The organism is Halobaculum sp. EA56, assembly GCF_051195075.1.
Classification (GTDB): Archaea; Halobacteriota; Halobacteria; order Halobacteriales; family Haloferacaceae; genus Halobaculum.
On sequence record NZ_JBNTJX010000009.1, the window covers coordinates 84,697 to 106,220 of the forward strand.

The window sequence follows — 21,524 nt, forward strand, 5'->3', positions numbered from 1 at the left end:
GGTCCCGCGGAGCCCTCGCGGGTCGGTCACGGCGCGAACACCTCCGTCTCGCGGTCGGTGACGACGCCGTACTCCGCGTCGGCGACGGAGTCGGGAACGGTCGCGTCGCCGGCGCCGTACCGCGCGTTCAGGCTCGCGCGGACGGCGTCGCGGACGCACGCCCGCGCGGCGCTCCCGACGGGCGTCGCGCTCCCGGAGAACGCCGCGGGCTCGCCGTCGGGCGCGCACCCGGCGACGACGGCGTCGGTGGTCGTCCCCGGGAACCCCGTCGCGGACAGCAGCGTCGCCGCCTTCGCCTCCGCGGCGACCGCCACGAGGTTCGCCAGCGCGCCGTCCGCGAGGCTCCGGGTCGTCGCGACGAGGACGTTCACCGTGCCGCGGCCGACGGGGTCGCGGTCCCGCTCCCGCTTGGCGTTCCGGTCCGGGTCCGGCGCGCTGGCGTCCTCCGCGCCCGCCCCCATCGGGAGCGCCGCGGGGTTCGAGACGCCGGCGGTCGCCGCGACCGTCACCGTCCCCGCCCGCGCGACGCGGGCGTGGCGCATGTCGACGCCGGTCAGCAGGGCCGGCCCGGCCTCCCTCCCCGATTCCTCCGACCCGAATCCGGCGCCTGCGAGCCGCTCGGTCACGTACTCCCCGAGGTCGGTGCGCTCCCACCCCTCCGGGACGGAGACGTTGTACGCGGCGTCCGCCTCCGAGAGGCCGCCGTCCCAGCCCGTCGAGAGCCAGCGCGTCCCCGGGCGACGGAGCCGGAGCACGCCGTCGGCGACGCGTGGCTCAAACGGCACGCAGCACCTCCAGCAGGCGGTCGTTCTCGGCGGGCGTGCGGACCGCGACCCGGACGTGGGTGTCGAGCCCGCGGAACGTCGTCGCGTCGCGGACGGCGATCCCCGCGTCGGCGGCGTCCCCGACGACCGCGTCGACCTCGCGGTCGCCCACGTCGAGCAGGAGGAACGGCGCGTCGGAGGGGTGGACGCCGTAGCCGGCGTCGGCGAGGGCCTCGCGCATCCGCTCGCGCTCGGCGGCGACGCGCTCGCGCGTGCGCTCGACGAACCTCCGCTGGCGCATGCAGTGGGCGCCGACGGCGAGCGCGGGCGCTCCGAGGTTCCAGGTGCGGCGGGCGTTCGACAGGGCCTCGCCCCATTCGCCGGTCGCGACGGCGAAGCCCGCGCGGACGCCGGGCAGGCCGAACAGCTTCGTCAGCGACCGCGCGACGACGACGCCCGCCTCGCCCGCGAGCGAGGGGCGGTCGGTGAACCCGAGGAACGCCTCGTCGACCAGCAGCGGCGTCCCCGCCTCCCGACACCGGGCCGCGAACGCCCGGAGTTCCGCGTCGTCGTAGGCGTTCCCGGTCGGGTTGTTCGGGTTGCAGACGACCGCGAGCGCGTGGTCCGCGGGGTCGGTCTCCAGTATCTCGGCCTGCGGGACGAACGCCGGCTCGCCGCCCTGCAGGCGCACCTCGCGGGCGTACTCTCCGAAGCTCGGGGAGGGGACCGCGACCGAGTCGCCCGGCTCCACGGCGAGGTCGACCGCCAGGCGGATCGCCGCCAGCCCGCCGGGCGTCGGGATCACGTCCTCGGGGTCGCAGTCGACGTACCCGGCGGCGGCCTCGCGGTACTCCACGGGCGGCTCCCGCGGGTAGGTGCGCGCCGCGTCGAAGGCGTCGCGGTAGGCGTCCGCGGCCCCGTCGGGGACGTGCGGGTTGGTGTTCGCGCTGAAGTCGAGCACGTCGGGGTCGTCGCTGCTGCCGTGCGGGGTCCGTGGGGTGTCGCGTGCGGTGTCGAAGTTCATTGGTGGTCTCCGTGGTCGGGCACCTGGTCGGTTCTCTCGCGCCGCCGCCGCCGCAGCAGCGCCTCCGCGACGCGCAGGTCGCGCGGGCGGTTCACGTTCACCGCGAGGCGCTCGTCCGCGACGACGAGGGCGTTCTCGTCGCCGTGGTCTCCGTCGCGATCGCCGGTTCCGTCGTCGGCGCCGACGACGTTCAGTCCGGTCGGCGCCACCGCCCGGCCGTCGCGCGTCGTCGTCGTCTCCGGGTCGACGCTGACGCCCAACTCGCGCTTCAACTCGACGGGAACGTACACCGACAGCGACGCGTCGCCGGCGGCGTCGATCGCGCGGTCGACGACCCCGGCCGACAGCAGCGGGAGGTCCGCGGCGACCGTGAGCACCGGGCGCTCGACCCGCTCCAGCGCGTAGCCCAGATCGGCGACGTAGCCCTCGCCGGGGGCCTCGACGACCGAGACGCCCGCCGTCGCGGCGTCGTCGCCGTCGCCGGAGTCGTCCGCTCCGCGGAGGGACGCCGCGGTCTCGGGCGCGTCCGGGGAGACGACCGCGTGGACGCGGTCGACGCGACTGGCCGAAAGCGCCGCGAGCACCCGGTCGATCATGGGTTCGCCGCCGACCCCGACAAGCGGCTTCTCCGCGTCGGCGCCGACCGCCCCGAGGCGGGTGCCCCGCCCCCCGCACATCACGAGAGCGTCCACGCGATCACCCCCACGTGGAGCCCGACGACGCGGGCCAGTTCGTTCGTCGCGCCGAGCACGTCGCCGCTGACGCCGCCGAGGTGGGCCCTCGCCCACCACAGCGCCGCGGCGGCGACGACGCCGGCGGCGACGAGGACGGCGAGGCCGGGCGCGAGCGCGGGCCATCCGACGAGCGCGACGGGCGCGGCGACGACGCCGATCCCGGGCAGCGAGCGCGGGCCGGACTCGCCGGTCAGCGCGGAGCCGAGTCCCTCGTGGGGCGCGTCGCCGAGACACACCGCCGACGCCGTCGCTGCCTTCGCAGCCACCTCGGCGGCGACCACGAGGCCGACGGCGGCGGCGGGGGCGAACCGCGCGAGGTCGACCAGCGGCAGGGTCGCCGCGGCGAGTCCGAGGACGACCAGTCCCAGCGCCAGCGCGCCGCCGACGCCGAGAGAGCTGTCCTTCAGCACCTCGCGACGGCGGTCGGCGTCGCCGTGGACGACCGCCGCGTCGCCCAGGTCCGCCACCCCGTCGAGGTGGGTTATCCCGGTGACCGTGTACAGCCACGCGACGAACACCACCGCGACCGTCTCTGTCGGAAGGGCGGCGCCGCGGGCGGGGGCGACGGCGACCGCCGCGATCGGCAGCGCGACGAGCGCGCCGATCGGGTACCCCGCCGCCGGGATCGCCGCGGGCGTGCGCCGGAACGCCTCCCAGCCGTCGTCGGTGTGGCCGACCGGGACGCGAGAGAGGAAGCCGAGCGCGCCGCGCAGGGCCGACAGCGGGGCCGGGGTCACGTCCCCACCCCCGCCCACACGCCCGTCCCCGGGGTCGCCGCCGCGGCGGCCCCCGCGAGCAGGAACGCCAGCGCCCCCGCCAGCGCGACCGTGCGGACGCCCCGCCGCGCGTCCGCGGCCGTCGGGAGGTCGGCGTCGGGGTTGAGGACGTACGCGCCGGGCTTCGCCAGCCGCACGTCGAGGGCGGCCGCGAGCGTCGCCATCGGCCACCCGGAGTTGGGCGAGGCGGGGACCCCGGCGGACTCGCGGGCCGCGAGGAGGGCGCGCGGCGACCCGGCGGCGACTGCGAGCAGCACGGCCGAGACGCGGGCGGGCACCCACATAACCGCGTCGTCGAGGCGGGCGCTCGCGGTCCCGACGGGCTTGTCGGGGTAGCCGAGCATCGAGTCGAGCGTGTTCACCGCCTTCACCCAGGCGGCGCAGGCGACGCCGACCCCGAGCGAGACCTGCACCCCGACGGCGAACGCCAGCAGCGGCGCCACGAGGCCGTCCGCGATGTTCTCGGCGGCGCTCTCGACGGCGGCGCTCCTGATCTCCGCCGCCGACAGCGACGAGGTGTCCCGCCCCACGAGCGCGACCGCGGCCTCCCGGGCGGCGTCGGCGTCCTCGTCGACCGACCCGACCACCTCCCGCGCGACCGACACCAACATCCGCAGGCTCGTGGTCGCGAACAGGCCGACCCCGGCGACGACCGCGCCCGCGACGGCCGGCACGAGGGGGGCGCCGGACGGTCCCGTCCCGGCGACCGTGGCGACATCTGTGGTAACGCCGGCGACCCCCGCGACGGCGCCGGAGACGACCCCCCACGCGACCACTGCCGCCGCCAGCGGGAGGACGACCGCGACCGCGGCGCCGACGACCCCGGGCGCGGCCCACTCGCGGTCGAACGGCTCGACGACGCGCCCGAACAGCGCGACGGGGTGGACTCGACCGGGGATCTCCTCGAACGCGCCGTCGAGGACGGCCGCGAGCCCCACGGCGGCGGCGGCGGTCAGCCCCATCGCTCCTCGACGACCGACGGCAGTTCCGCGAGCGGCACCTCCCCGACGGAGACGAACCGGGCGCCGGCCTCCGTCGCCCCGCCGTCGGTCGCGGGGTCGTCGCCGACGTGGACCAGCCCCGAGAGCGGGGCGTCGAGCGCGTCGGCGACGGCATCGAACGCCCGGCGGTCGGGCTTGCGCCACCCGCACTCGACGCTCGCGACCGCGGCGTCGAACGCGTCCGCGTCGACCGACGACCGGTCGAGCGTCCGCCCGACGAGGCCGGGGACGCTGCAGTTCGAGAGGACGGCGACGGGGTACCGCCCCGCCAGCGTCGCGACGGCGTCGGGGGCGCCGGGGCGCGTCCCGACCGGCCGGTCGAACGCCGCGCGGACGGCCGCCGCGGCGTCGTCGACGAAGGCACGCGGCTCGCGCTCGGGGTCGCGGCTCGCCAGCGCGGCGGCGACGTGGTGGTGGAGCGGGCGCTCGACCCCCTCGGCGTAGTCGAGGTGCGCTTCGGCGTACGCCTCCGACCAGTCGTCGGGGACGGCCACGCCGCGCTCGCGGAGTTCGGCCGCGACGGCCTCGGCCGGGTCGTCGGGCGCGTCCGCGTCGACGAGGGTGCCGAACAGGTCGAACGAGACGGCGGCGATCGGGGCGGCGTCCGCGTCGGCGCCGTCGGGCCCGCCGGCCGCCGCGTCGGGGGCGGACGCCGGCCCGTCCTCCCCCGCCACCTCAGATCGCCTCCAGGAACGAGTCGAACGCGCCGCTCTCGGGGTGGACGTGCGCGTACGTCCCCAGGGTCCGGTGCTCGGTGAGGCCGTCCCGCCCGTCGGCGATGCCGTCGCCGCGCACCACCTCGAAGGCGAAGCGGGCGTCGTCGGCCACGTCCGCCGACGAGTAGTGGAACTCGTGGCCGCGGCGCGTCTCGCCGGCGGCGGCGGTGAGGGTGTCACGCTCGGCCCGCAGTTCGACGTGGTCGAGCGCCTGGTAGCGGTCGTGCATCCGCACGTCCGCGGGGAGCACGCCGGCCAGCTCGTGCGTGTCCCCGTCGGCGGTCGTCAGCGTCTCCGCGAGCGCCATCAGCCCCCCGCACTCGCCCAGGACGGGGAGGCCGTCGGCCGCGCGGTCGGCGAGGTCGCTCAGCGCGTCGCTGTCCGCGAGTTCGGGCGCGTGGAGCTCGGGGTAGCCGCCGGGGAGGTAGACGGCGTCGCAGTCGGGGAGCGCGTCGCCGCGCGTCGGGGCGAACGTGACCACCTCGGCGCGCTCGCGCAGGCGCTCCAGCGTCGCCGGGTAGCGGAACGCGAAGGCGGCGTCGTCGGCGACCGCGACCCGCGTTCCGGTCGGCGGCCCCGGCTCCGAAGCCGGGGGTCGCGGCGGCTCGCGCGCCAGCTCCGCCAGCGCCTCGGCGTCGACGTGCTCGGCCGCGGCGGCGAGGGCGTCCCCGGGCAGGGGCGACTCCTCGCCCATGTGGAGGCCGAGGTGGCGGTCCGGTATCTCCAGATCCGGGTTCGGCGGGACCCGCCCGAGGTAGGCCATGTCGTCCGGGAGCGCCTCGCGGATGCCCTCCTCGTGGCGCCCGCCGTGGGCGCGCTGGGCGAGGATCCCGGCGACCTCGACGTCGCGGCCGGCGTGGGCGGCGTACTCGCGGAAGCCGTACGCGGTCGCTGCGACGCTCTCCATCCCCGCCTTCGCGTCGACGACGAGCACGACCGGCAGGTCCAGCGCCTCCGCGACCATCGCGGTGCTGGAGCCGTCGCCGTCGTACAGCCCCATCACGCCCTCGACGACGCACACGTCGCCCTCGCCGCGGTAGTAGTTGCGCCGGACCCCGTCCTCGCCCTGGAGCCAGACGTCGAGGGTCCGCGAGGGCGTCCCGGCGACGTGCCCGTGGTGGCTCGGGTCGATGAAGTCCGGGCCGGCCTTCGCCGGCTGGACGGTGTACCCCGCCTCCCGAAGCGCGGTGATCGTCGCCAGCGTCGCGACGGTCTTGCCGACGCCGGAGGCGGTGCCGCCGAGGACGACGCCCCTCATCGGGCCGATCCCACGCTCACGGCCCCGCCTCCGGCGCCGCCGCGAGCAGGCGGTCGTACACGTCGACGATCCTGGCGCGGAGGGCCGCCATCGACACGTCCGCTCCCGACTCCTCGACGAGGTGCAGCGCCCCGCCCATGCCGGCGCCCTCCTTCGCCTCGCCCGCGAGGTAGGCGTCCGTCGCGGGGTGGTCCTCGGCCTCGAACTCGGGGTCCGTCACGGTCAGGTCCACGTCGAGCGACCGCGTCAACCCGGCGATCCCGGCGGTCTCGTCGTCCGCGACGAACGAGGTGGTCGCGAGCGTCAGCGGCGCGTCCACGCCGGCGTGTCGCGCCAGCGCGGCGGCGGCGGCGAGCTGCGTCCCGCCGGCGAGCGTCACCCGGGTGTCGGACTCCGCGGCGCCGGCGAGGAGGCCCGCGACCGCCGCGAGCACGGGGTCCCCGACGGCCTCCAGCGCCCCCAGCGGATCGCCGGCGGCGTCGCCGGGGGCGACCCCGCTCGCGTCCAGCCCCTCGGCGACGACCCGCCGCTTCAGGTCCAGCGGGTTCTCAGGGAGCGACGACGACACCGCCGGCTCCTCGCCCAGCGCGGTCAGCACGCCCAGCGCGGTGGTCGTTCCCCCGGGGATCGTCTCGCCGACCACGAGGCGGTCGTCGGGGAGCGACTCCGCGAACGCACGCGCGGCTCGGTACGTCTCCTCGGCGTGCGGGACGGCCGTCCCCTCGCGGACGTCACGCCCCGGCCCGTGGCCCACGTCGACGGTCGGCGAGCCGGTCCGGCCGGCGATGCCGGCGTCGACGCCGACCACGTCGAAGCCCAGCAGCTCCCGGGCCGCGCGGGTGACGACCGCGGGCGTGGGACAGCCGGTCGGGCTCACCGGCACGACCGGCGCGAGCGCCGGCGCGCCGTGGACGATCACGTCCAGGTCGGCGCCCGGGGTGTGTCGCATGAGGTCGGGGTCGGCGCCGGCGGCGCTGATCCCGTCGATACGCGCGGTCTCGGTCGAGCCGGCGACGAGGAGGAACGTCACCGCGGTCGCCCCGCCCGTGCCTCCGAAGTCGCCCACGCGGCCGCCACGTCGTCGGGTTCCCCCGTCGATACCGGATACATACCGGGAGAAGGCCGACCGGCGCACATAACAATTTTGTCTGGCCTAGGACAATCTCGATTGATCGCCGGCGCCGTCACCGCACGTCGGAACTCGACGCGCGGGACAGCAGGACGACGGCGACGGCGCCCAGCAGGAGGTCGAGGCCGACCAGGACGGCCACGCCCGGGACGACGCCGTCGAGCGTGCCGCCGAACCACGACACCTCGATGACCGTCATCACGTCGCGGTCGACCATGAGCGAGCGCGCGGCGTCGACGCCGTACGTTACGGGGTTGAACCGGGCGAACGTCCGGATCCAGTCGGGCAGCGCCGCCAGCGGAAGGAACGCGCTCGACAGGAACAGCAGCGGGAACTGCAGCAGGTTCGCGCCGATGATCGTCGACTCCTGGTCGCGCGTGAGGATCGCCAGCGCGTTCGAGAACGCCACGAACCACAGCGAGAAGCAGATCCCGACCGCGACGATCCCGACCGCGGCGACGGCGCCGCCGCCGACGTCCGCGCCGAGGAGCAGCCCCAGGCCGAGGATGATCGCGATCTGGACGGCGATCCGGAACACCTCGGCGGCGGTCTTGCCGAGGAAGACGGCCGTGCGGTTCATCGGCGTGACGAGCGTCTTCTCGAACATCCCGTTCTCGATGTCGTTGACCAGGCCGACGCCCGAGGTGATGGCCGCCGCGAGCGCGACCTGGATGGCGATCGCCGGGACCAGGTACGTCTCGTAGCTGACGCCCGGGAGCCCCTGGTCGACGGCGCCCCCGGCGACGGTCCCGAACACCTCCGTGAACAACACGAGGAAGATGACCGGCTGGACGAGCGAGACGACCAGCACGAACGGGTTCCGCACGGCCTTGCGGTTCCACCGCTTGAAGTTCACCCACGCGTCCCCGACGAACGTGTTGCCGGAGCGTGCCCGCGGCCGTGCCGAGGTCGCGGCCCGACCGTCGTCGGCGCCGGGCGTGCTCATGGCGCGCCCCCGGTGTCGTCGGCGTCGAGTTCCTCCCCGGTGATCGCCAGGAACACGTCGTCGAGCGTCGGCGCGCGGATGTTGAACCCGGTCACCGTCACGTCGGCGTCCCGGAGCGCGACCAGCAGGTCCGTGCCGTGCTGGCGGGCCGTCTCGGCGGTGACGCCGATCCCCTCGTCCGTCTCGGTCACGGACGCGTCGGCGAACGCCTCGAACTCCCGCGCGATCCGCGCGGCCCGCTCCCGGACGGCTGGACCGCCCTCCAGTTCCACGTCGAGGACCTCGCCGCCGACCTCGCGCTTCAGGTCCGCCGGGCTCCCCTCGGCGACGATCTCCCCGTCGAGAATGACCGCCAGCCGGTCGCAGAGCTGGTCGGCCTCCTCGAGGTACTGCGTGGTCAGGAAGATGGTCGTCCCCTGGTCGTTGATGCGCCGGAAGTACTCCCACAGGCGGTTGCGCGCCTTCGGGTCGAGCCCCGTCGTCGGCTCGTCCAGGAACACCAGCGGCGGCCGGTGGACGAGCGCGGTCGCGGCGTCCAGCCGCTTCTTCATCCCGCCGGAGAACTCCTCGGCCCGCTTGTCGGCCACGTCCGCGAGGTCGACCAGGTCGAGCAGTTCGGCGATCCGCTCGGACCGTTCCCCCCGCGGTACCCCGTAGGCCTCGCAGGCGAACCGGACGTTCTCCTCGGCGGTGAGCTCCGGGTCGATGCTCGTCTCCTGGGCCATGTACCCGATCGACTCCCGGACCTTCCGGGGCTCCGAGCGGACGTCGAAGCCGTTGACCCGCACCTCGCCGGCCGTCGGGGACAACAGGGTGGCGAACACCTTGATCGTCGTCGTCTTGCCCGCCCCGTTCGGCCCGAGGAAGCCGAAGAACTCCCCCTCCGGAACGGCCATATCGACGCCTCGGACCGCGGCGGTCCCGTCGGCGTAGACGAGTTCGAGCCCGTCGACGTCGATGGCCGCGGCGGACCCGGAGTCGCGGGTCCGTTCCGCCTCCGCGGACCCGGCCTCCCGGGACCGCGCTGCCGCTTCCTTCGATTCCGGTTGAGACACACCTGTAGTACTGGATCGAACGCAATATACACCCGACTTCGAGGTCCCGACGTTACTACAGAAGTCGAAGTCAGAGGTCGTGCTCGATCGCCCAGTGGTGGAGGTGCGCGAACACGGGGAACAGCGACTCGGCCTTCCCGGTCGGCGTGTACTCCACGCGGGGCGGCACCTCGTCGTAGGCCTCGCGGTCGAGCAGCCCCGCCTCCGTCAGTTCCCGGAGCCGCGTCGACAGCGTGTTCGGCGCGATGTCGAGGTCGGCCTCGATGTCGCTGAACCGGAGCGGCCCCTCCGCGAACGCGAACGCGCTCAGCACCGCCATCGTGTGGGTCTTCCCGAGGAGGTCGAGCAGCTCCGCGACCGTCCGGCGGATCCGTTCCTGCTCCTCGGGGGCGAACGATTCGCGGAGCGCGACGGCCTCCTCGCGGGACAACCCCGCGCTCAGGTCGGGCACCGCCGGCGGGTCGCTCGGGTCGGTCATACCTCATGGATCGACGCTTTCGGATTTGTATCTTTGGCCGAGACCGGTTCGAGTGTCCAGTACTTCCAAACTTCGAAGTCGCAAGTATAACTCCCCGGAGCACCTACCGCGGGTATGCGAATCGCAGTGTTCGGCGCGACCGGGCGAACCGGCCGCCCGCTCGTCGACCAGGCGCTCGACCGCGGCCACGAGGTGGTCGCCTTCGTCCGGGACCCCACGGACCTCCCGGCCGCGATACGGGACGACGACCGGGTCACCGTCGTCGAGGGCGACGCCTACCGCGGCGAGGGCGTCGACCGCGCGGTCGGCGGCGACGAGCCGGTGGACGCCGTCGTCAGCGTCCTCGGCCAGAGCTCGGAGGGACCGGACGACCTCCTGACCGAGGCGGGCCGGCACGTGCTCGCCGCGATGGACGACCACGGCGTCGAGCGGTTCGTGACGCTCGTCGGCGCGGGCGTCCGCGAGGAGGGCGAGTCGGTGAGCCTCGGCGGGAAAGTCATGGGGGCGCTGTTGAAACTCGTGGCGCGGTCGGTGCTCGAGGACGCCCGCGACCACGTCGAACTGGTGCGGGCCAGCGACACCCGGTGGACGGTCGTCCGCGGCCCGCGGCTCACCGAGGGGCCGCACACCGGGGAGTTCCGCCACGGGACGGATCTCACGCTCGGCATGCGCGACGTCGCCGCGCGGGCGAACGTCGCCGAGTTCGTCCTCGACTGCATCGAGGACGACCTGTACGTCCGCGAGCTGCCGAAGATCGCGGACGCGTGACCGTTCTCGCACCCCGGAGTCCCGGGCCCTCCGCGATCCCGGCGTGCGGCGGGCCCGCCGTCGTGACCGTTCCCCGGAGGGCCGGCCGATGACGGAGACGATTCTCGTCACCGGGGCGACCGGGACGGTCGGCCGGCACGTCGTGACCGCGCTCGCGGACCGCGACGCCGCCGTCAGGGCCGGCGTCCGCGACCCCGAGGGCGTCCCGGCGGAGATCGCGGCCGCCGGCGAGGCGGTCGCGTTCGACTTCACGAAGCCCGAGACGTGGGGACCCGCGCTGGCTGACGTCGACGGCGTCTTCCTCGTCCGCCCCCCGGGCGTGGACGGCGACGACGTCGGCGCCGTCGCCGAGGCCGCGGGCCGCGTCGGCGTCGACCGCGTCGCTTACCTCTCGGCGCTGGGCGCCGGGAGGAACCCACTCGTCCCCCACCACCGGATCGAGCAGCGCGTCGTCGCCGCGGACGTCGAGCACACGCTGCTGCGGGCGTCGTTCTTCATGCAGAACCTCCTGGAGGTCCACAGGCGGGACATCGTCGAGCGCGACGAGGTGTTCGTGCCCGCCGGCAGGGGGCGGACCAGCCTCGTGGACGCGCGCGACGTCGGCGAGGCCGCGGCGGTCGCGCTGACCGAGTCCGGGCACGCGAACCGGGCGTACGATCTCACGGGGCCCGCGGCGCTGGAGTACGCCGAGGTCGCGGAGGTCCTCAGCGACGTCCTGGATCGCCCCGTCACGTATCCCGAGCCGTCCCTGGCGGCGTTCGCGTCGCGGATGTACCGGCGCGGGAACTCCGCCGGGTTCGTCGCCCTCATGTGTGGCATCTACACCGTCGCACGGCTGGGGCTGGCCGCCCGTGTCACCGAGGACAGCCGGCGGGTCCTCGGTCGGCCGCCGCGGACCGTGCGGACGTTCGTCGAGGACTACGCGGACGAGTTCCGGCGCGACGCGGGGTCCTGATCCCTTCGGCGCCGTCCGTCCGGGCGAGCACCGCGCGGCGGACGACGCTCCGGGCGACTGACGGCGACGGAGCGGGGCCCCGGTCCGGAGGCCGCGGCGAGCTTCCCGACGGCGTGATCGTCGAAGCGATCGCCAGCGAGAGCGTTTCCTCGCTCGGGCGACACCGTCGTCCCGCGCGGCGACCACGTGACCGTGTTCGCCGACGTCGGTTCGCTCGCGGCGGCCACCGGTCGACTGTGACCCCCGTCTCCCCCTACCCACACCGCTCTATCCCCACCGCCGGCGACGTGTTCGACGGGAACGAGTGCTTTTTCACGGCTCGGCGGGCAGGCAGTACTCAATGGACGGGAGTCGGTGATGTCGGTTCGAGTCAACTGGCGCCAGAGCGTCGCGTTCACCGGGACCGTCATCAAGTACCTCGCCGTCGCCATGCTCGTTCCCCTGGCGATCGGGCTCCTCTACCGGGAGGACGTCGTCGTCTTCCTGCTCTCCATCGGGATCGCCGTCGTCGTGGGGCTCCTGCTGGAGCGGCTCGACGAGGACCCTCAGCTCGGCGCCCGGGAGGCGCTGTTGTTCGTGGCGATCGCCTGGGGCGCCGTCGCGGTCATCGGGGCGATCCCGTACGTCCTCGCGGGCTACGGGACCGACTCCGCGCTGCGGCACCCGGTCAACGCGCTGTTCGAGTCGATGTCCGGGTTCACCACGACCGGCGCGACCGTCACCGCCGAGATCTCCTTCCGGCAGCACTCGCACGCGCTCCTGATGTGGCGCCAGCTCACCCAGTGGCTCGGCGGCATGGGGATCATCGTGCTGATGGTCGCGATCCTCCCGGAGGCCGCGGTCAACGGCGCGCAACTGATCGAGTCGGAGGCGCCCGGGCCGGAACTCCAGAAGCTAACCCCGAAGATCGCCGAGACCGCGCGACTGCTGTGGCTGTTCTACCTGGGGTTCACCGTCCTGTACGTGTGCATCCTCGTGGGCCTCCACTACGCGGGGATGGCCCCGAACATGAACGTGTACAACGCCGTCGCCCACGGCTTCACGACGCTCCCGACGGGCGGGTTCTCGCCGCAGGCCGACAGCATCGCGGCGTTCTCGCCGGCCGTCCAGTGGGTCGTCGTCCCGTTCATGCTGGTCGCGGGGATGAACTTCGCGCTGTTCTACCTGCTGCTTCAGGACGAGTACGCGGAGTTCCTCCGCGATCGGGAGCTCCAGGCGTACCTGGGCGCGAACGCCGGGGTCGCCGTGATCCTGTGGGGGCTGCTGTTCACGGGGTCGGCGCCGCCGCTGGAGCTGGGCGGGGTGACGCAGGGCGCGCTGGAGAACTCGCTCCGGCAGGCCACGTTCCAGGTCGCATCGCTGTTGAACTCGACGGGATACGCGACCAGCGACTTCGCACAGTGGGGGACGACCGCGCAGGGGGTGTTGCTGTTCGCCATGTTCGTCGGCGGGTCCGCGGGATCGACCGGGGGCGGCGTGAAGGTGATCCGGTGGGTGGTGGTCATCAAGGGGATCCGACGGCAGCTGTTCACGACGTCGCACCCGGACGCGGTCAAGCCGGTCCGGCTCGGCGGGCAGGTCATCGACGAGGAGGTCATACAGGCGATCTACGGGTTCACGCTGTTGTACCTGCTCACCTTCGGCGTGGCGACGGTGCTGCTCCTGCTGGACGCGGGGCGCGTGGGCCTGGAGATGACGACGCTGGAGGCGACCAGCGCGAGCCTGGCGACGCTCGGGAACATCGGGCCGGGGTTCGGGTTCCTGGGCCCGTTCGGCAGTTATCTGCCGTTCCCGGCGACGAGTAAACTGCTGCTGATCTTCCTGATGTGGATCGGCCGCCTGGAGATCATCCCCGTGTTCGTGGTGTTCACCGGCGCCTTCTGGAACAGGTAGCCGGATCCGGCCGATCCCCCGCACCGAACCGGCGCGGGCCGTGGGGTGGACCCGTCCGATCCCGCCGGAGCGTACCGTGCCCGTGCGCCCGCTCCGACACGGGAACGACTCCGCCGGAGCGGATACCCGGACCGGGCGGTGCCGGACTGAACGACCGAAAAGCCGGAAGCCGGTGGAGGGGATTGTGAACCACGGTCGGAGTTCGTTCCGACCTACCTCAAATCCCTCCACGCGAGGCTCTCCACCCTCACTTCGTTCGGCAGGAGAGCCGGTGGAGGGATTTGAACCCTCGGCCTATTCCTTACGAAGGAATCGCTCTGCCAGCTGAGCTACACCGGCGCGTGCGTTCCCTCGTACTGCCATGACGGAAATAAGGATTCCGAATGCGCGACGCCGTGCCCCGCGCTCACACGGCGGTCACGCCCGCCGGATCCGCACGTCGAGACAGACGTTCACCTCGTGGGGCGCGTACGAGCGTACCTCCCGGCGCGTCAGCACCTCGACCTCGTAGCCCTCGGGCTCGGCGGCCGCGCGGATCGCGCGCTCGCCGGGGCCGAAGGGGTCGTCCTCGTGCTGGATGTCGTAGAGGTGGAGCACGCAGTCGTCGCCCGCGAGCCGGACCGCGGTGTCGAGGAACTCCTCTGCGCTGTGCGGGAGGTTCATCACCACCCGGTCGGCCCAGTCGGCGTACTCGGCGGTCGTCTCGCGCACGTCGCCCTCCAGGGCGGTGACCCGGTCGGCGACGCCGTTGCGCTCGGCGTTCTCCCGGAGGTAGCGGATCGCGGCGGGGTTCACGTCGCAGGCGAGCACCTCCGCCCCGCGGGCGGCCATCGGCACCGCGAAGGGGCCGACGCCCGCGAACATGTCGACGACGCGCTCGCCGGCCGCCACCTGCTCGACCACGCGGTGGCGCTCGGTGGCGAGGCGCGGCGAGAAGTACACCTCCGCGATGTCGAGGCGGAACTCGTGACCGTACTCGCGGTGGACGGTCTCGGTGTCGGTGCCGTGGAGGACGTCCCACTCGCGGACGCGGTACTCGCCGGCGACCTTCGAGGCGCGGTTCACCACCGTCCCGCAGGGCACGTCCGACTCGACGACCGCGTCGGCGATCGCCCGTGCGCGCTCGGGGTCGTCCTCGTCGAGGATCACCACGTCGCCGAGGCGCTCGTAGGAGGGCTCGAACCCGAGCACCTCCGCCGGCGGGGTGTGGCCCTCGCGCTCGGCGGCCTCGCGCTCGACCACGTCGTAGCCGGCCGCTCGGGCGGCGTCGCCGTCGACCACTGGGACGAAGATCTCGCCGTCCTCGACGTCGATCTCGCGGTCGCCGTCGAGCAGGCCGCGCTCGGCCAGCGCCTGTCTCGTCTCCTCGCCCTCGACGACGGGGGCGCGGACGCACGGCGTGGGCATACCCGGCCTCGGCCGGCCGCGCGAAAAGGGCTACCGGTCCGGACCGGCGTCCCGGCCGGAGTCCGGGGCCGGGTCCGCGCCCGGACCGTCGCCGCCGGCGGAGTCGGTGGCCGTTTCACCGTCGCCTCCGCGGTTGCGGCCGGCACCGTCGCCTCCGCCGTCGCGGCCGGCACCGTCGCCGTCGCGCAGCGCCGTCACCATCGGCGACCCGACCGCGGGGTCGTCGTTGACCGCGGTGGCGACGCCGAACGCGTCCGCGAGGGCGTCGTCCCCGAGCACCTCGCGGGGCGTCCCCCGCGCCCGGACCGTGCCGCCGGCGAGCAACACGAGGCGGTCGCACACCCGCGCGGCGAGGTTGAGGTCGTGGATCGCCGCCAGGGCCGCCTTCCCCTCGTCGGCGATCTCCCGCACCAGTTCGAGCGTGCGAAGTTGGTGGTTGATGTCGAGGCTGGCGGTCGGCTCGTCCAGCAGGAGCGCCGGCGTCTCGGCCGCCAGCGCCCGCGCGAACAGGACCCGCTGGCGCTGTCCCCCGGAGAGCGTCGTCACCGAGCGGTCCGCGAACTCAGCGACGCCCGCCCGGTCCATCGCCCGGCGGACCGCCTCGCGGTCGGCCTCGGTCGTCGTGCCGAACCGGGAGACGTACGGCGTGCGGCCCATCTCGACGACCGTCTCCACGTCGAACTCGAAGGCCGTGTTCGTCTCCTGCGGGACCGTGGCGACGAGCCGGGCGACCTCCCGTTGCGAGAGGGTGGTCCGGTCCGTGCCGTCGAGCTCGATCCTTCCCGAACCGGGCGCGAGCGTCCCGTTGACCGTCGCCACGAGCGTCGTCTTGCCCGCGCCGTTCGGACCGACGAGCCCGACGAGCTCGCCGCGGTCCACCGAGAGGGAGACGCCGTCGAGGACGCGCTCGCCGCCCCGGGAGACGACGAGGTCGCGGACGGCGATCATGGGGGTGTCGGAGCCGTCGCCGCCCGTCGCATCGCCGGCGACACGGTCGGCGTCGCCCGCGGCGTCGCCGGCGACGGCCCTCCCGTCGCGGTCGTCGCCTCCCGTCGCTCCCCCGCTCACAGCTCGTACACCTCCCTGGTCCGCAGCAGGTACAGGAAGAAGGGCGCGCCCGCGGCGGCGGTGACGATGCCCACCGGCAGTTCGGCGACGCCGGCGCGGGCGAACGTGTCGGCGGCGACGAGGAAGCTCCCGCCCGCGAGCGCGCTCGTCGGCAGGAGGACCCGGTGGTCCGGGCCGACGAGCAGGCGGACGCCGTGGGGGACGATGAGGCCGACGAAGCCGATGACCCCCGAGACGGCGACGGCCGCGCCCGTCAGTACGGAGGACACCGCGAGCAGGGCGCGCTTGCTCCGCTCGGCGTCGACCCCGAGGGCGGCGGCGTCGGTCTCCCCGAGCAGGAGGACGTTCAGGTCGCGGGCGTACGCGAACAGCACGAGCACCAGCGTCGGGACGACGACGGCCGCGGCGGTCACCTCCGCCCACGTCGCGCCGCTGAGGTGGCCCATCAGCCAGTAGGTCACCCGGCGGATCGACTCCCCCGAGTGGAGCAGGAGGTACGAGACCACGGCCCCGAGGAACGTCTGGACGGCCACGCCCGCGAGCAACAGCGTCGCGACCGGCGTGCGGCCGTCGCGGCTGGCGATGAGGTAGACGCCGAACCCCGCCGCCAGCGCGCCGCAGAAGGCGGCGATCTGGAGGCCCGCGCCGTCGTTCAACAGCGGTCGGAGCGGACCCAGGAACGCCAACACCGCCGAGGGGGCGACGATCCACGACACCGCCCCGACGGCCGCGCCCGTGGAGACGCCGATGACGCCCGGGTCGGCCATCGGGTTGCGGAAGAACCCCTGCATGACCGTACCGGCGGCCGCCAGCGCGACGCCGACGAACGCCGCGAGCAGGATCCGCGGGAGCCGCACGCGCAACACGATCGCCTCGTGGGTCTCCGACACCGGGAACGCGAACGGGTGCGCGAAGCCGACCCGGAGGGGGAGGCCGGCCGTCAGCGGCCCGCCCGCGGCGCCCCCCGCGGCCCATTCGACGCTCGCGGGGACGACGACGGCGTTGGCGACGACCGCGAGGACCGTCCGCGCCGGCACCGGAACCGGCCCGATGCCGGCGCTAACGGTGACGACGCCCGCGAGGAGCGCCGACAGGGCCAGCGAGTAGGCGGCGGCGCGGCGCCAGACGCGTGTCACGAACGCAAGGCCGCTTTGGTTAGATAAATATTTATTGTAATGACGGGTTCCTCGCGGTGTGCACGGACGACGGACACGGACACTCGTGGTAGCGCTGCTCGTCGTGCTCGCGGGCGCGGTCCCGGCGGTCGGGGCCGCGGCCGCGAGCGCGGGTCCGGCGGGGGGAGCCCCGCCGGCGGCGAGCGACGCGGCTGGCGCGCACGGCACCGACGGCGCGCCCGCGGCGACACAGACCGACTGCGGCTTCCCGTACACCGCGACGGACGCGACCGGGACCGAGGTGACCCTCGACGAGCGGCCCGAGCGGGTCACGACGCTGAACCCCAGCGCCGCACAGACGATGTGGGAGATCGGCGGGAAGGACCAGGTCGTCGGCGTGACGAAGTTCGCGCTGTACCTGGAGGGCGCCGACACCCGTGCCAACGTCTCCGCGGCCGGCTTCGGCGTCAGCGTCGAGAAGGTCGTCGGCACGAACCCCGACCTCGTGCTCGCGCCGAACGCGACCTCCGTGGAGACGGTGCGGGCCCTCCGCGAGGCGGGGCTGACGGTGTATCACTTCCCGGCGGCGACCGACATCGCTGACGTCCGCGAGAAGACGACGCGGATCGGCCGGCTCACCGGCAACTGCGAGGGCGCGGCCGAGGCGAACGCCTGGATGGACGCGAACGTCGAGACGGCGGCGGAGGCGACCGCCGACGTCGAGGACGTGCGGGTGCTGTACCCGCTCGGCGGCGGCTACATCGCCGGCACGGAGACGTTCATCGACGCGATGCTGTCGACCGCCGGCGGCGCGAACGTCGCCGCCGAGCGCAACCTCACGGGCTACCCGCAGATCAACGACGAGGTCGTCCTCGAACTCGCGCCCGAGTACCTCGTGGTCACGGGCTACTCGTCGTACCTCCTCGGGCAGGAGCCGTACGCGAGCACGCCCGCGGTGGAGAACAACAACACCGTGCGCGTGAACCGCAACTGGATGAACCAGCCGGCCCCGCGATCGGTCGTGATGGGCGTGCGGACGCTGACGCGCGGGTTCCACCCCGACGCGGCCGCCGAGGTCGAGTTCGAGACGCGCGCGGAGGCGGTCGCCGCGATGGAGACGGAGACCCCGACCGCGACGACCGCCGCGGACACGCCGACCGAGGAGACGCCCGTCACCCGGACGACGAGCGCCGGCGCGACCGAGACGTCCGGTCCCGGCTTCGGCGTCGCGCTCGCGGTGCTTGCGGTGCTCGGGTCCGCCCTGCTCGCGCGGCGCGAGCGGTAGTCCCTCCGCGAGTTTTATTTTCCCCTGCCGGGACCGCATCCACATGAGCGAGAGCCCCGCCGAGCGCCTCCGCGAGAACCTCACCGGCGTCGTGAGCACGGTCGTCACCGGCGTCTGGCTCGCGGCGATGGTCACCGGGCAGGACTGGTGGCTCGCCGCCCTCCTCGTCGGCTACGTCGTGGTCGTGCCGCTGACGGCGATCCTGTTCGGGGACGAGGAGGACGTCGAGGAGTGGTGGGACGACGACCACGTGCCCGGCGTGGACGCCGTCGGCGACGAGGCCGACGAGCCGACGGCCGCGACGGCCCCGGACTCCCCTGCCGCCGACGAGGGAGACCGCCGCGAGGCCCTCGACACGCTCCGCGACCGCTACGCGCGGGGCGAACTCACCGACGAGCAGTTCGAGCGGAAACTGGAGCGCCTGCTGGAGACGGAGTCGATCGAGGACCTGGAGGACCGCGTCCGGCGGGAACGCGAGCACGCACGGGGGGCGGGGCGCGGGTCGGAGCGGGAGCGGTGAGGTCGCGGTCCGTCCGGCGATAGCACCCTTTTTCAGCGCGGGCGCCGCCCCTCCGGTATGGTCGAGAACGTCCTCTGGCCCGCGTACTTCGACGCGGCCCTGACCCGCGCCGAGGGGCGACGCGTCCCCGAGGACCTCGCGGTCCCCGAGCCGACGGTCGACGAGATCGCGCAGGCCGTCCAGCAGGTCGGCTACGACGCGAAGATCGAACGCGAGGTGACGTACAGCCGGGAGTTCGAGCCCCGCGGGCGCGTGCTCGTCACGGGCACCGAGGACACCGCCAAGAACGACCTCGTGCAGGCGGTCGCCGCCTACCTGGGCGTCATCCGCGGGGACTGAGCCGATGGAGCGCGTCGGCGAGGTGGTCCGCACCGCCCAGGGGCTCGCGATCGTCCGCGCCCCCGAGGGCGCCGACCCCGCCCGGCTCGGCAGCGAGGTGGTCGACGAGTCGTTGACCGCTGTCGGGCGCGTCGTCGACGTGTTCGGGCCGGTCGAGCGCCCCTACGTCGCGGTGTCGCCGACCGACCGCTCGCGGCTGACGGGGCTGCTGGGCGCGAAGCTGTACGCGCGGTAACGTGCGGTCGGTCGGCCCCGATCAGAAAACGTATGCTCCGTTCGCCGCTACCGCGGGGCGATGCCCTCCGATCGCTCCGTCATCAGAGTCCTCCCCGGATCGCTCGTCCCGTTGGCCGTGCGGACCCGCGAGTCGGCCGAGCGCCTCCTACCGGACGGGCCCCTCCCGCTGGCACGGATCGCCCGGTACGCCGCGCTCGCGCTCGTCGTGTACGCCGTCGGGGTGGTATCCGCGGCCGCCGCGTTCGCCGTGCTCGACGTGTTCTCCGTGGTCTTCTACTCGCTCCCGGGGGATCTCCTCGCCGACGCGTGGGTCGACCTCGCGGCGCTCGTCCGGGACGCCGTCGAAGCGTTCGCGCTGCTCGTCGCGCTCGGCGTGTTCCTGACGCAGTTCGAGTCCGGCGCCCCCGACGGGCCCGACGAGTGAGGCGACGGGCTCGGACACCCGGGCGCCGTCCCGTCAGGCTTTACCTCCGGCGACGCGAACGCCGGTTCAACGATGGCACGAGCAGCCGAGCGGGCCGAGCTGGTGCCCGTCATCGGGCTGGAGGTCCACGTCCAGCTCGAGACGGACACCAAGATCTTCTGCGGGTGTTCGACCGACCCCGCCGAGGACGAGGAGCCCAACACGCGCGTCTGTCCCACCTGTCTCGGGCTCCCCGGAGCCCTCCCGGTTCTCAACGAGGCGGCCGTCGAGGCCGCCGTCAAGGTGGGGAAGGCGCTCGACGCCGACATCCCCGAGGAGACCCGCTTCCACCGGAAGAACTACTACTACCCCGACCTCCCGAAGAACTTCCAGATCACCCAGTACGACGCCCCGCTGTGTGCCGACGGGGAACTGGAGTTCTCCCACGAGGGCGAGCGCCGGACGGTGAACGTCCGCCGCGCCCACCTGGAGGAGGACCCCGGCAGCCTGCGCCACGTCCGCGAGGGGCCGGCGGACCTCGACGTGCGGACCACGTCGGTCGACCGCGCGGACTACTCGCTGGTCGACTACAACCGCGCGGGCACGCCGCTGATGGAGGTCGTCACAGAGCCCGACTTCCGCGACCCCGAGGAGGTGCGGGCCTTCCTGGAGAAGCTGGAGGAGGTGCTGGAGTACCTCGGCGTGTTCGACGCGAGCCGCGACGGCAGCCTCCGCATCGACGCGAACCTCTCGATGGTCGAGGCGAGCGAGGTCGGCGACGACGGCCACATCGACGACGAGGTGCTGGAGTCGGCGAACCGCACGGAGGTGAAGAACATCTCCAGCCACAAGGGGGCCGAGCAGGCGCTGAGCTACGAGCGCAACCGCCAGGAGAACCTCATCCAGCGCGGGAAGGCCGTCGCCCAGGAGACGCGCCACTTCAACGAGACGCACGGCAACACCGTCTCGATGCGCTCGAAGGAGGAGGAGAAGGACTACCGCTACTTCCGGGAGGCGGACCTGCCCGCGCTGCGGGTGTCCGACTGGAAGGAGCGCATCGCCATCCCGGAACTGCCGGACGCCCGTCGCGAGCGCTTCCGCGCGGAGTACGGCCTCGACGCCGAGGCCGCCTCGAAGCTCACCTCCCGCAAGGCGGTCGCCGACTTCTACGAGCAGGTGGCCGAGGAGTTCGACCCCGACCTCGCGGCCGCGTGGGTCGCCGACACCCTCCTCGGGGAGCTGAACTACCGCGACATGGCCGTCGAGGACGTGACCGACCGTCTCGACGAGTTTACCCGACTGATCGAGCTCGTCGCCACCGAGGAGGTCACCACGAAGAACGCCGAGGAGGTCGTCCTCCGGACGATGCTCGACGAGGGGCTGACCCCCGACGAGGTCATCGAGCGGGAGGGACTGGGCACCGCCGACGACGACGAGGTCGCCGCCGCCGTCGAGGCGGCCATCGACGAGAACCCCGACGCGGTCGAGGACTACCACGCCGGCGAGGGCGGCGCGATCAACTTCCTCGTCGGGCAGGTGATGCAGAAGACGGGCGGCTCCGCGGACCCCGGCGACGTGAACGGGATGCTGCGCGAGCGGCTGGACGGGTAGACGACGACGCTCGGCGGGCCCCCGCACTTTTCATCGTTCGGC

General features: G+C 73.8%; 23 protein-coding genes and 1 tRNA gene. 9 read left to right on the top strand and 15 right to left on the bottom strand.

What is annotated here, in order from left to right; genetic code table 11:
- Positions 1–26: 26 nt before the first annotated feature.
- The 11 genes from ACQUQ1_RS15025 to ACQUQ1_RS15075 all read right to left on the bottom strand — a co-directional run bounded on the left by ACQUQ1_RS15025 (position 27) and on the right by ACQUQ1_RS15075 (position 9,881).
- Positions 27–785 (bottom strand): adenosylcobinamide amidohydrolase, encoded by a 759-nt coding sequence (locus ACQUQ1_RS15025; protein ID WP_435065127.1) that lies wholly within the window; start codon positions 783–785, stop codon positions 27–29.
- Positions 775–1,788, bottom strand: a complete 1,014-nt coding sequence (gene cobD / locus ACQUQ1_RS15030; RefSeq protein WP_435065128.1) for a threonine-phosphate decarboxylase CobD — start codon at positions 1,786–1,788, stop codon at positions 775–777. The genes ACQUQ1_RS15025 and cobD overlap by 11 nt, the downstream gene beginning before the upstream one ends.
- Entirely contained in the window at positions 1,785–2,480 is a 696-nt protein-coding gene (locus tag ACQUQ1_RS15035) for an NTP transferase domain-containing protein (RefSeq protein WP_435065129.1), read from the bottom strand. Before ACQUQ1_RS15035 ends, cobD begins: the two co-directional genes overlap by 4 nt.
- Positions 2,465–3,259, bottom strand: a complete 795-nt coding sequence (gene cobS / locus ACQUQ1_RS15040; RefSeq protein ID WP_435065130.1) for an adenosylcobinamide-GDP ribazoletransferase — start codon at positions 3,257–3,259, stop codon at positions 2,465–2,467. The genes ACQUQ1_RS15035 and cobS overlap by 16 nt, the downstream gene beginning before the upstream one ends.
- Entirely contained in the window at positions 3,256–4,260 is a 1,005-nt protein-coding gene (locus ACQUQ1_RS15045) for a CobD/CbiB family cobalamin biosynthesis protein (protein WP_435065131.1), read from the bottom strand. The genes cobS and ACQUQ1_RS15045 overlap by 4 nt, the downstream gene beginning before the upstream one ends.
- Positions 4,251–4,892: an HAD family hydrolase gene (locus ACQUQ1_RS15050; RefSeq protein WP_435065204.1), complete on the bottom strand. Its 642-nt coding sequence runs from the start codon at positions 4,890–4,892 to the stop codon at positions 4,251–4,253. Before ACQUQ1_RS15050 ends, ACQUQ1_RS15045 begins: the two co-directional genes overlap by 10 nt.
- 82 nt (positions 4,893–4,974) lie before the next feature.
- Positions 4,975–6,273, bottom strand: a complete 1,299-nt coding sequence (locus tag ACQUQ1_RS15055) for a cobyrinic acid a,c-diamide synthase (protein ID WP_435065132.1) — start codon at positions 6,271–6,273, stop codon at positions 4,975–4,977.
- 16 nt (positions 6,274–6,289) lie between these two features.
- Complete coding sequence (gene cobT / locus ACQUQ1_RS15060) at positions 6,290–7,303, bottom strand: nicotinate mononucleotide-dependent phosphoribosyltransferase CobT (RefSeq protein WP_435065205.1); 1,014 nt, start codon at positions 7,301–7,303, stop codon at positions 6,290–6,292.
- Between the two features lie 154 nt (positions 7,304–7,457).
- Positions 7,458–8,348 (bottom strand): ABC transporter permease, encoded by an 891-nt coding sequence (locus ACQUQ1_RS15065; RefSeq protein WP_435065133.1) that lies wholly within the window; start codon positions 8,346–8,348, stop codon positions 7,458–7,460.
- Positions 8,345–9,403: an ATP-binding cassette domain-containing protein gene (locus ACQUQ1_RS15070; protein ID WP_435065134.1), complete on the bottom strand. Its 1,059-nt coding sequence runs from the start codon at positions 9,401–9,403 to the stop codon at positions 8,345–8,347. The genes ACQUQ1_RS15065 and ACQUQ1_RS15070 overlap by 4 nt, the downstream gene beginning before the upstream one ends.
- Before the next feature lie 70 nt (positions 9,404–9,473).
- Complete coding sequence (locus ACQUQ1_RS15075) at positions 9,474–9,881, bottom strand: winged helix-turn-helix transcriptional regulator (RefSeq protein WP_435065135.1); 408 nt, start codon at positions 9,879–9,881, stop codon at positions 9,474–9,476.
- A 114-nt stretch (positions 9,882–9,995) separates the two neighbouring features.
- Between ACQUQ1_RS15075 and ACQUQ1_RS15080 the strand changes: the two genes are divergently transcribed.
- The 3 genes from ACQUQ1_RS15080 to ACQUQ1_RS15090 all read left to right on the top strand — a co-directional run bounded on the left by ACQUQ1_RS15080 (position 9,996) and on the right by ACQUQ1_RS15090 (position 13,497).
- Entirely contained in the window at positions 9,996–10,649 is a 654-nt protein-coding gene (locus tag ACQUQ1_RS15080; protein WP_435065136.1) for an NAD(P)-dependent oxidoreductase, read from the top strand.
- A gap of 88 nt (positions 10,650–10,737) precedes the next feature.
- Positions 10,738–11,604 carry an SDR family oxidoreductase gene (locus tag ACQUQ1_RS15085; protein WP_435065137.1) on the top strand — a complete coding sequence of 289 codons (867 nt, stop codon included), beginning with the start codon at positions 10,738–10,740 and terminating at the stop codon, positions 11,602–11,604.
- A gap of 357 nt (positions 11,605–11,961) precedes the next feature.
- A complete protein-coding gene (locus ACQUQ1_RS15090) occupies positions 11,962–13,497 on the top strand; it encodes a TrkH family potassium uptake protein (protein WP_435065138.1) in 1,536 nt (511 codons plus the stop codon).
- A 266-nt stretch (positions 13,498–13,763) separates the two neighbouring features.
- Here ACQUQ1_RS15090 and ACQUQ1_RS15095 read toward each other — a convergent pair.
- The 4 genes from ACQUQ1_RS15095 to btuC all read right to left on the bottom strand — a co-directional run bounded on the left by ACQUQ1_RS15095 (position 13,764) and on the right by btuC (position 17,108).
- Positions 13,764–13,836 (bottom strand) — tRNA-Thr (locus tag ACQUQ1_RS15095).
- Positions 13,837–13,914: 78 nt separating this feature from the next.
- On the bottom strand, positions 13,915–14,904 hold the full coding sequence (locus ACQUQ1_RS15100) for a class I SAM-dependent methyltransferase (RefSeq protein ID WP_435065139.1): 990 nt from the start codon (positions 14,902–14,904) through the stop codon (positions 13,915–13,917).
- 30 nt (positions 14,905–14,934) lie between these two features.
- Positions 14,935–15,972: an ABC transporter ATP-binding protein gene (locus ACQUQ1_RS15105; RefSeq protein ID WP_435065140.1), complete on the bottom strand. Its 1,038-nt coding sequence runs from the start codon at positions 15,970–15,972 to the stop codon at positions 14,935–14,937.
- Positions 15,969–17,108, bottom strand: a complete 1,140-nt coding sequence (gene btuC / locus ACQUQ1_RS15110) for a vitamin B12 ABC transporter permease BtuC (RefSeq protein ID WP_435065141.1) — start codon at positions 17,106–17,108, stop codon at positions 15,969–15,971. Before btuC ends, ACQUQ1_RS15105 begins: the two co-directional genes overlap by 4 nt.
- A 58-nt stretch (positions 17,109–17,166) precedes the next feature.
- Here btuC and ACQUQ1_RS15115 point away from each other — a divergent pair, with 58 nt between their 5' ends.
- The 6 genes from ACQUQ1_RS15115 to gatB all read left to right on the top strand — a co-directional run bounded on the left by ACQUQ1_RS15115 (position 17,167) and on the right by gatB (position 21,482).
- A complete protein-coding gene (locus ACQUQ1_RS15115) occupies positions 17,167–18,372 on the top strand; it encodes a PGF-CTERM-anchored ABC transporter substrate-binding protein (protein ID WP_435065142.1) in 1,206 nt (401 codons plus the stop codon).
- 43 nt (positions 18,373–18,415) lie between these two features.
- Positions 18,416–18,892 carry an SHOCT domain-containing protein gene (locus ACQUQ1_RS15120; protein ID WP_435065143.1) on the top strand — a complete coding sequence of 159 codons (477 nt, stop codon included), beginning with the start codon at positions 18,416–18,418 and terminating at the stop codon, positions 18,890–18,892.
- Between the two features lie 57 nt (positions 18,893–18,949).
- A complete protein-coding gene (gene srp19 / locus ACQUQ1_RS15125) occupies positions 18,950–19,231 on the top strand; it encodes a signal recognition particle subunit SRP19 (protein WP_435065144.1) in 282 nt (93 codons plus the stop codon).
- Between the two features lie 4 nt (positions 19,232–19,235).
- Positions 19,236–19,466 carry an H/ACA ribonucleoprotein complex subunit GAR1 gene (locus ACQUQ1_RS15130; RefSeq protein ID WP_435065145.1) on the top strand — a complete coding sequence of 77 codons (231 nt, stop codon included), beginning with the start codon at positions 19,236–19,238 and terminating at the stop codon, positions 19,464–19,466.
- 60 nt (positions 19,467–19,526) lie between these two features.
- Positions 19,527–19,892 (top strand): hypothetical protein, encoded by a 366-nt coding sequence (locus ACQUQ1_RS15135; RefSeq protein WP_435065146.1) that lies wholly within the window; start codon positions 19,527–19,529, stop codon positions 19,890–19,892.
- Between the two features lie 72 nt (positions 19,893–19,964).
- A complete protein-coding gene (gatB, locus tag ACQUQ1_RS15140; protein ID WP_435065147.1) occupies positions 19,965–21,482 on the top strand; it encodes an Asp-tRNA(Asn)/Glu-tRNA(Gln) amidotransferase subunit GatB in 1,518 nt (505 codons plus the stop codon).
- The last annotated feature ends 42 nt before the right edge of the window (positions 21,483–21,524 follow it).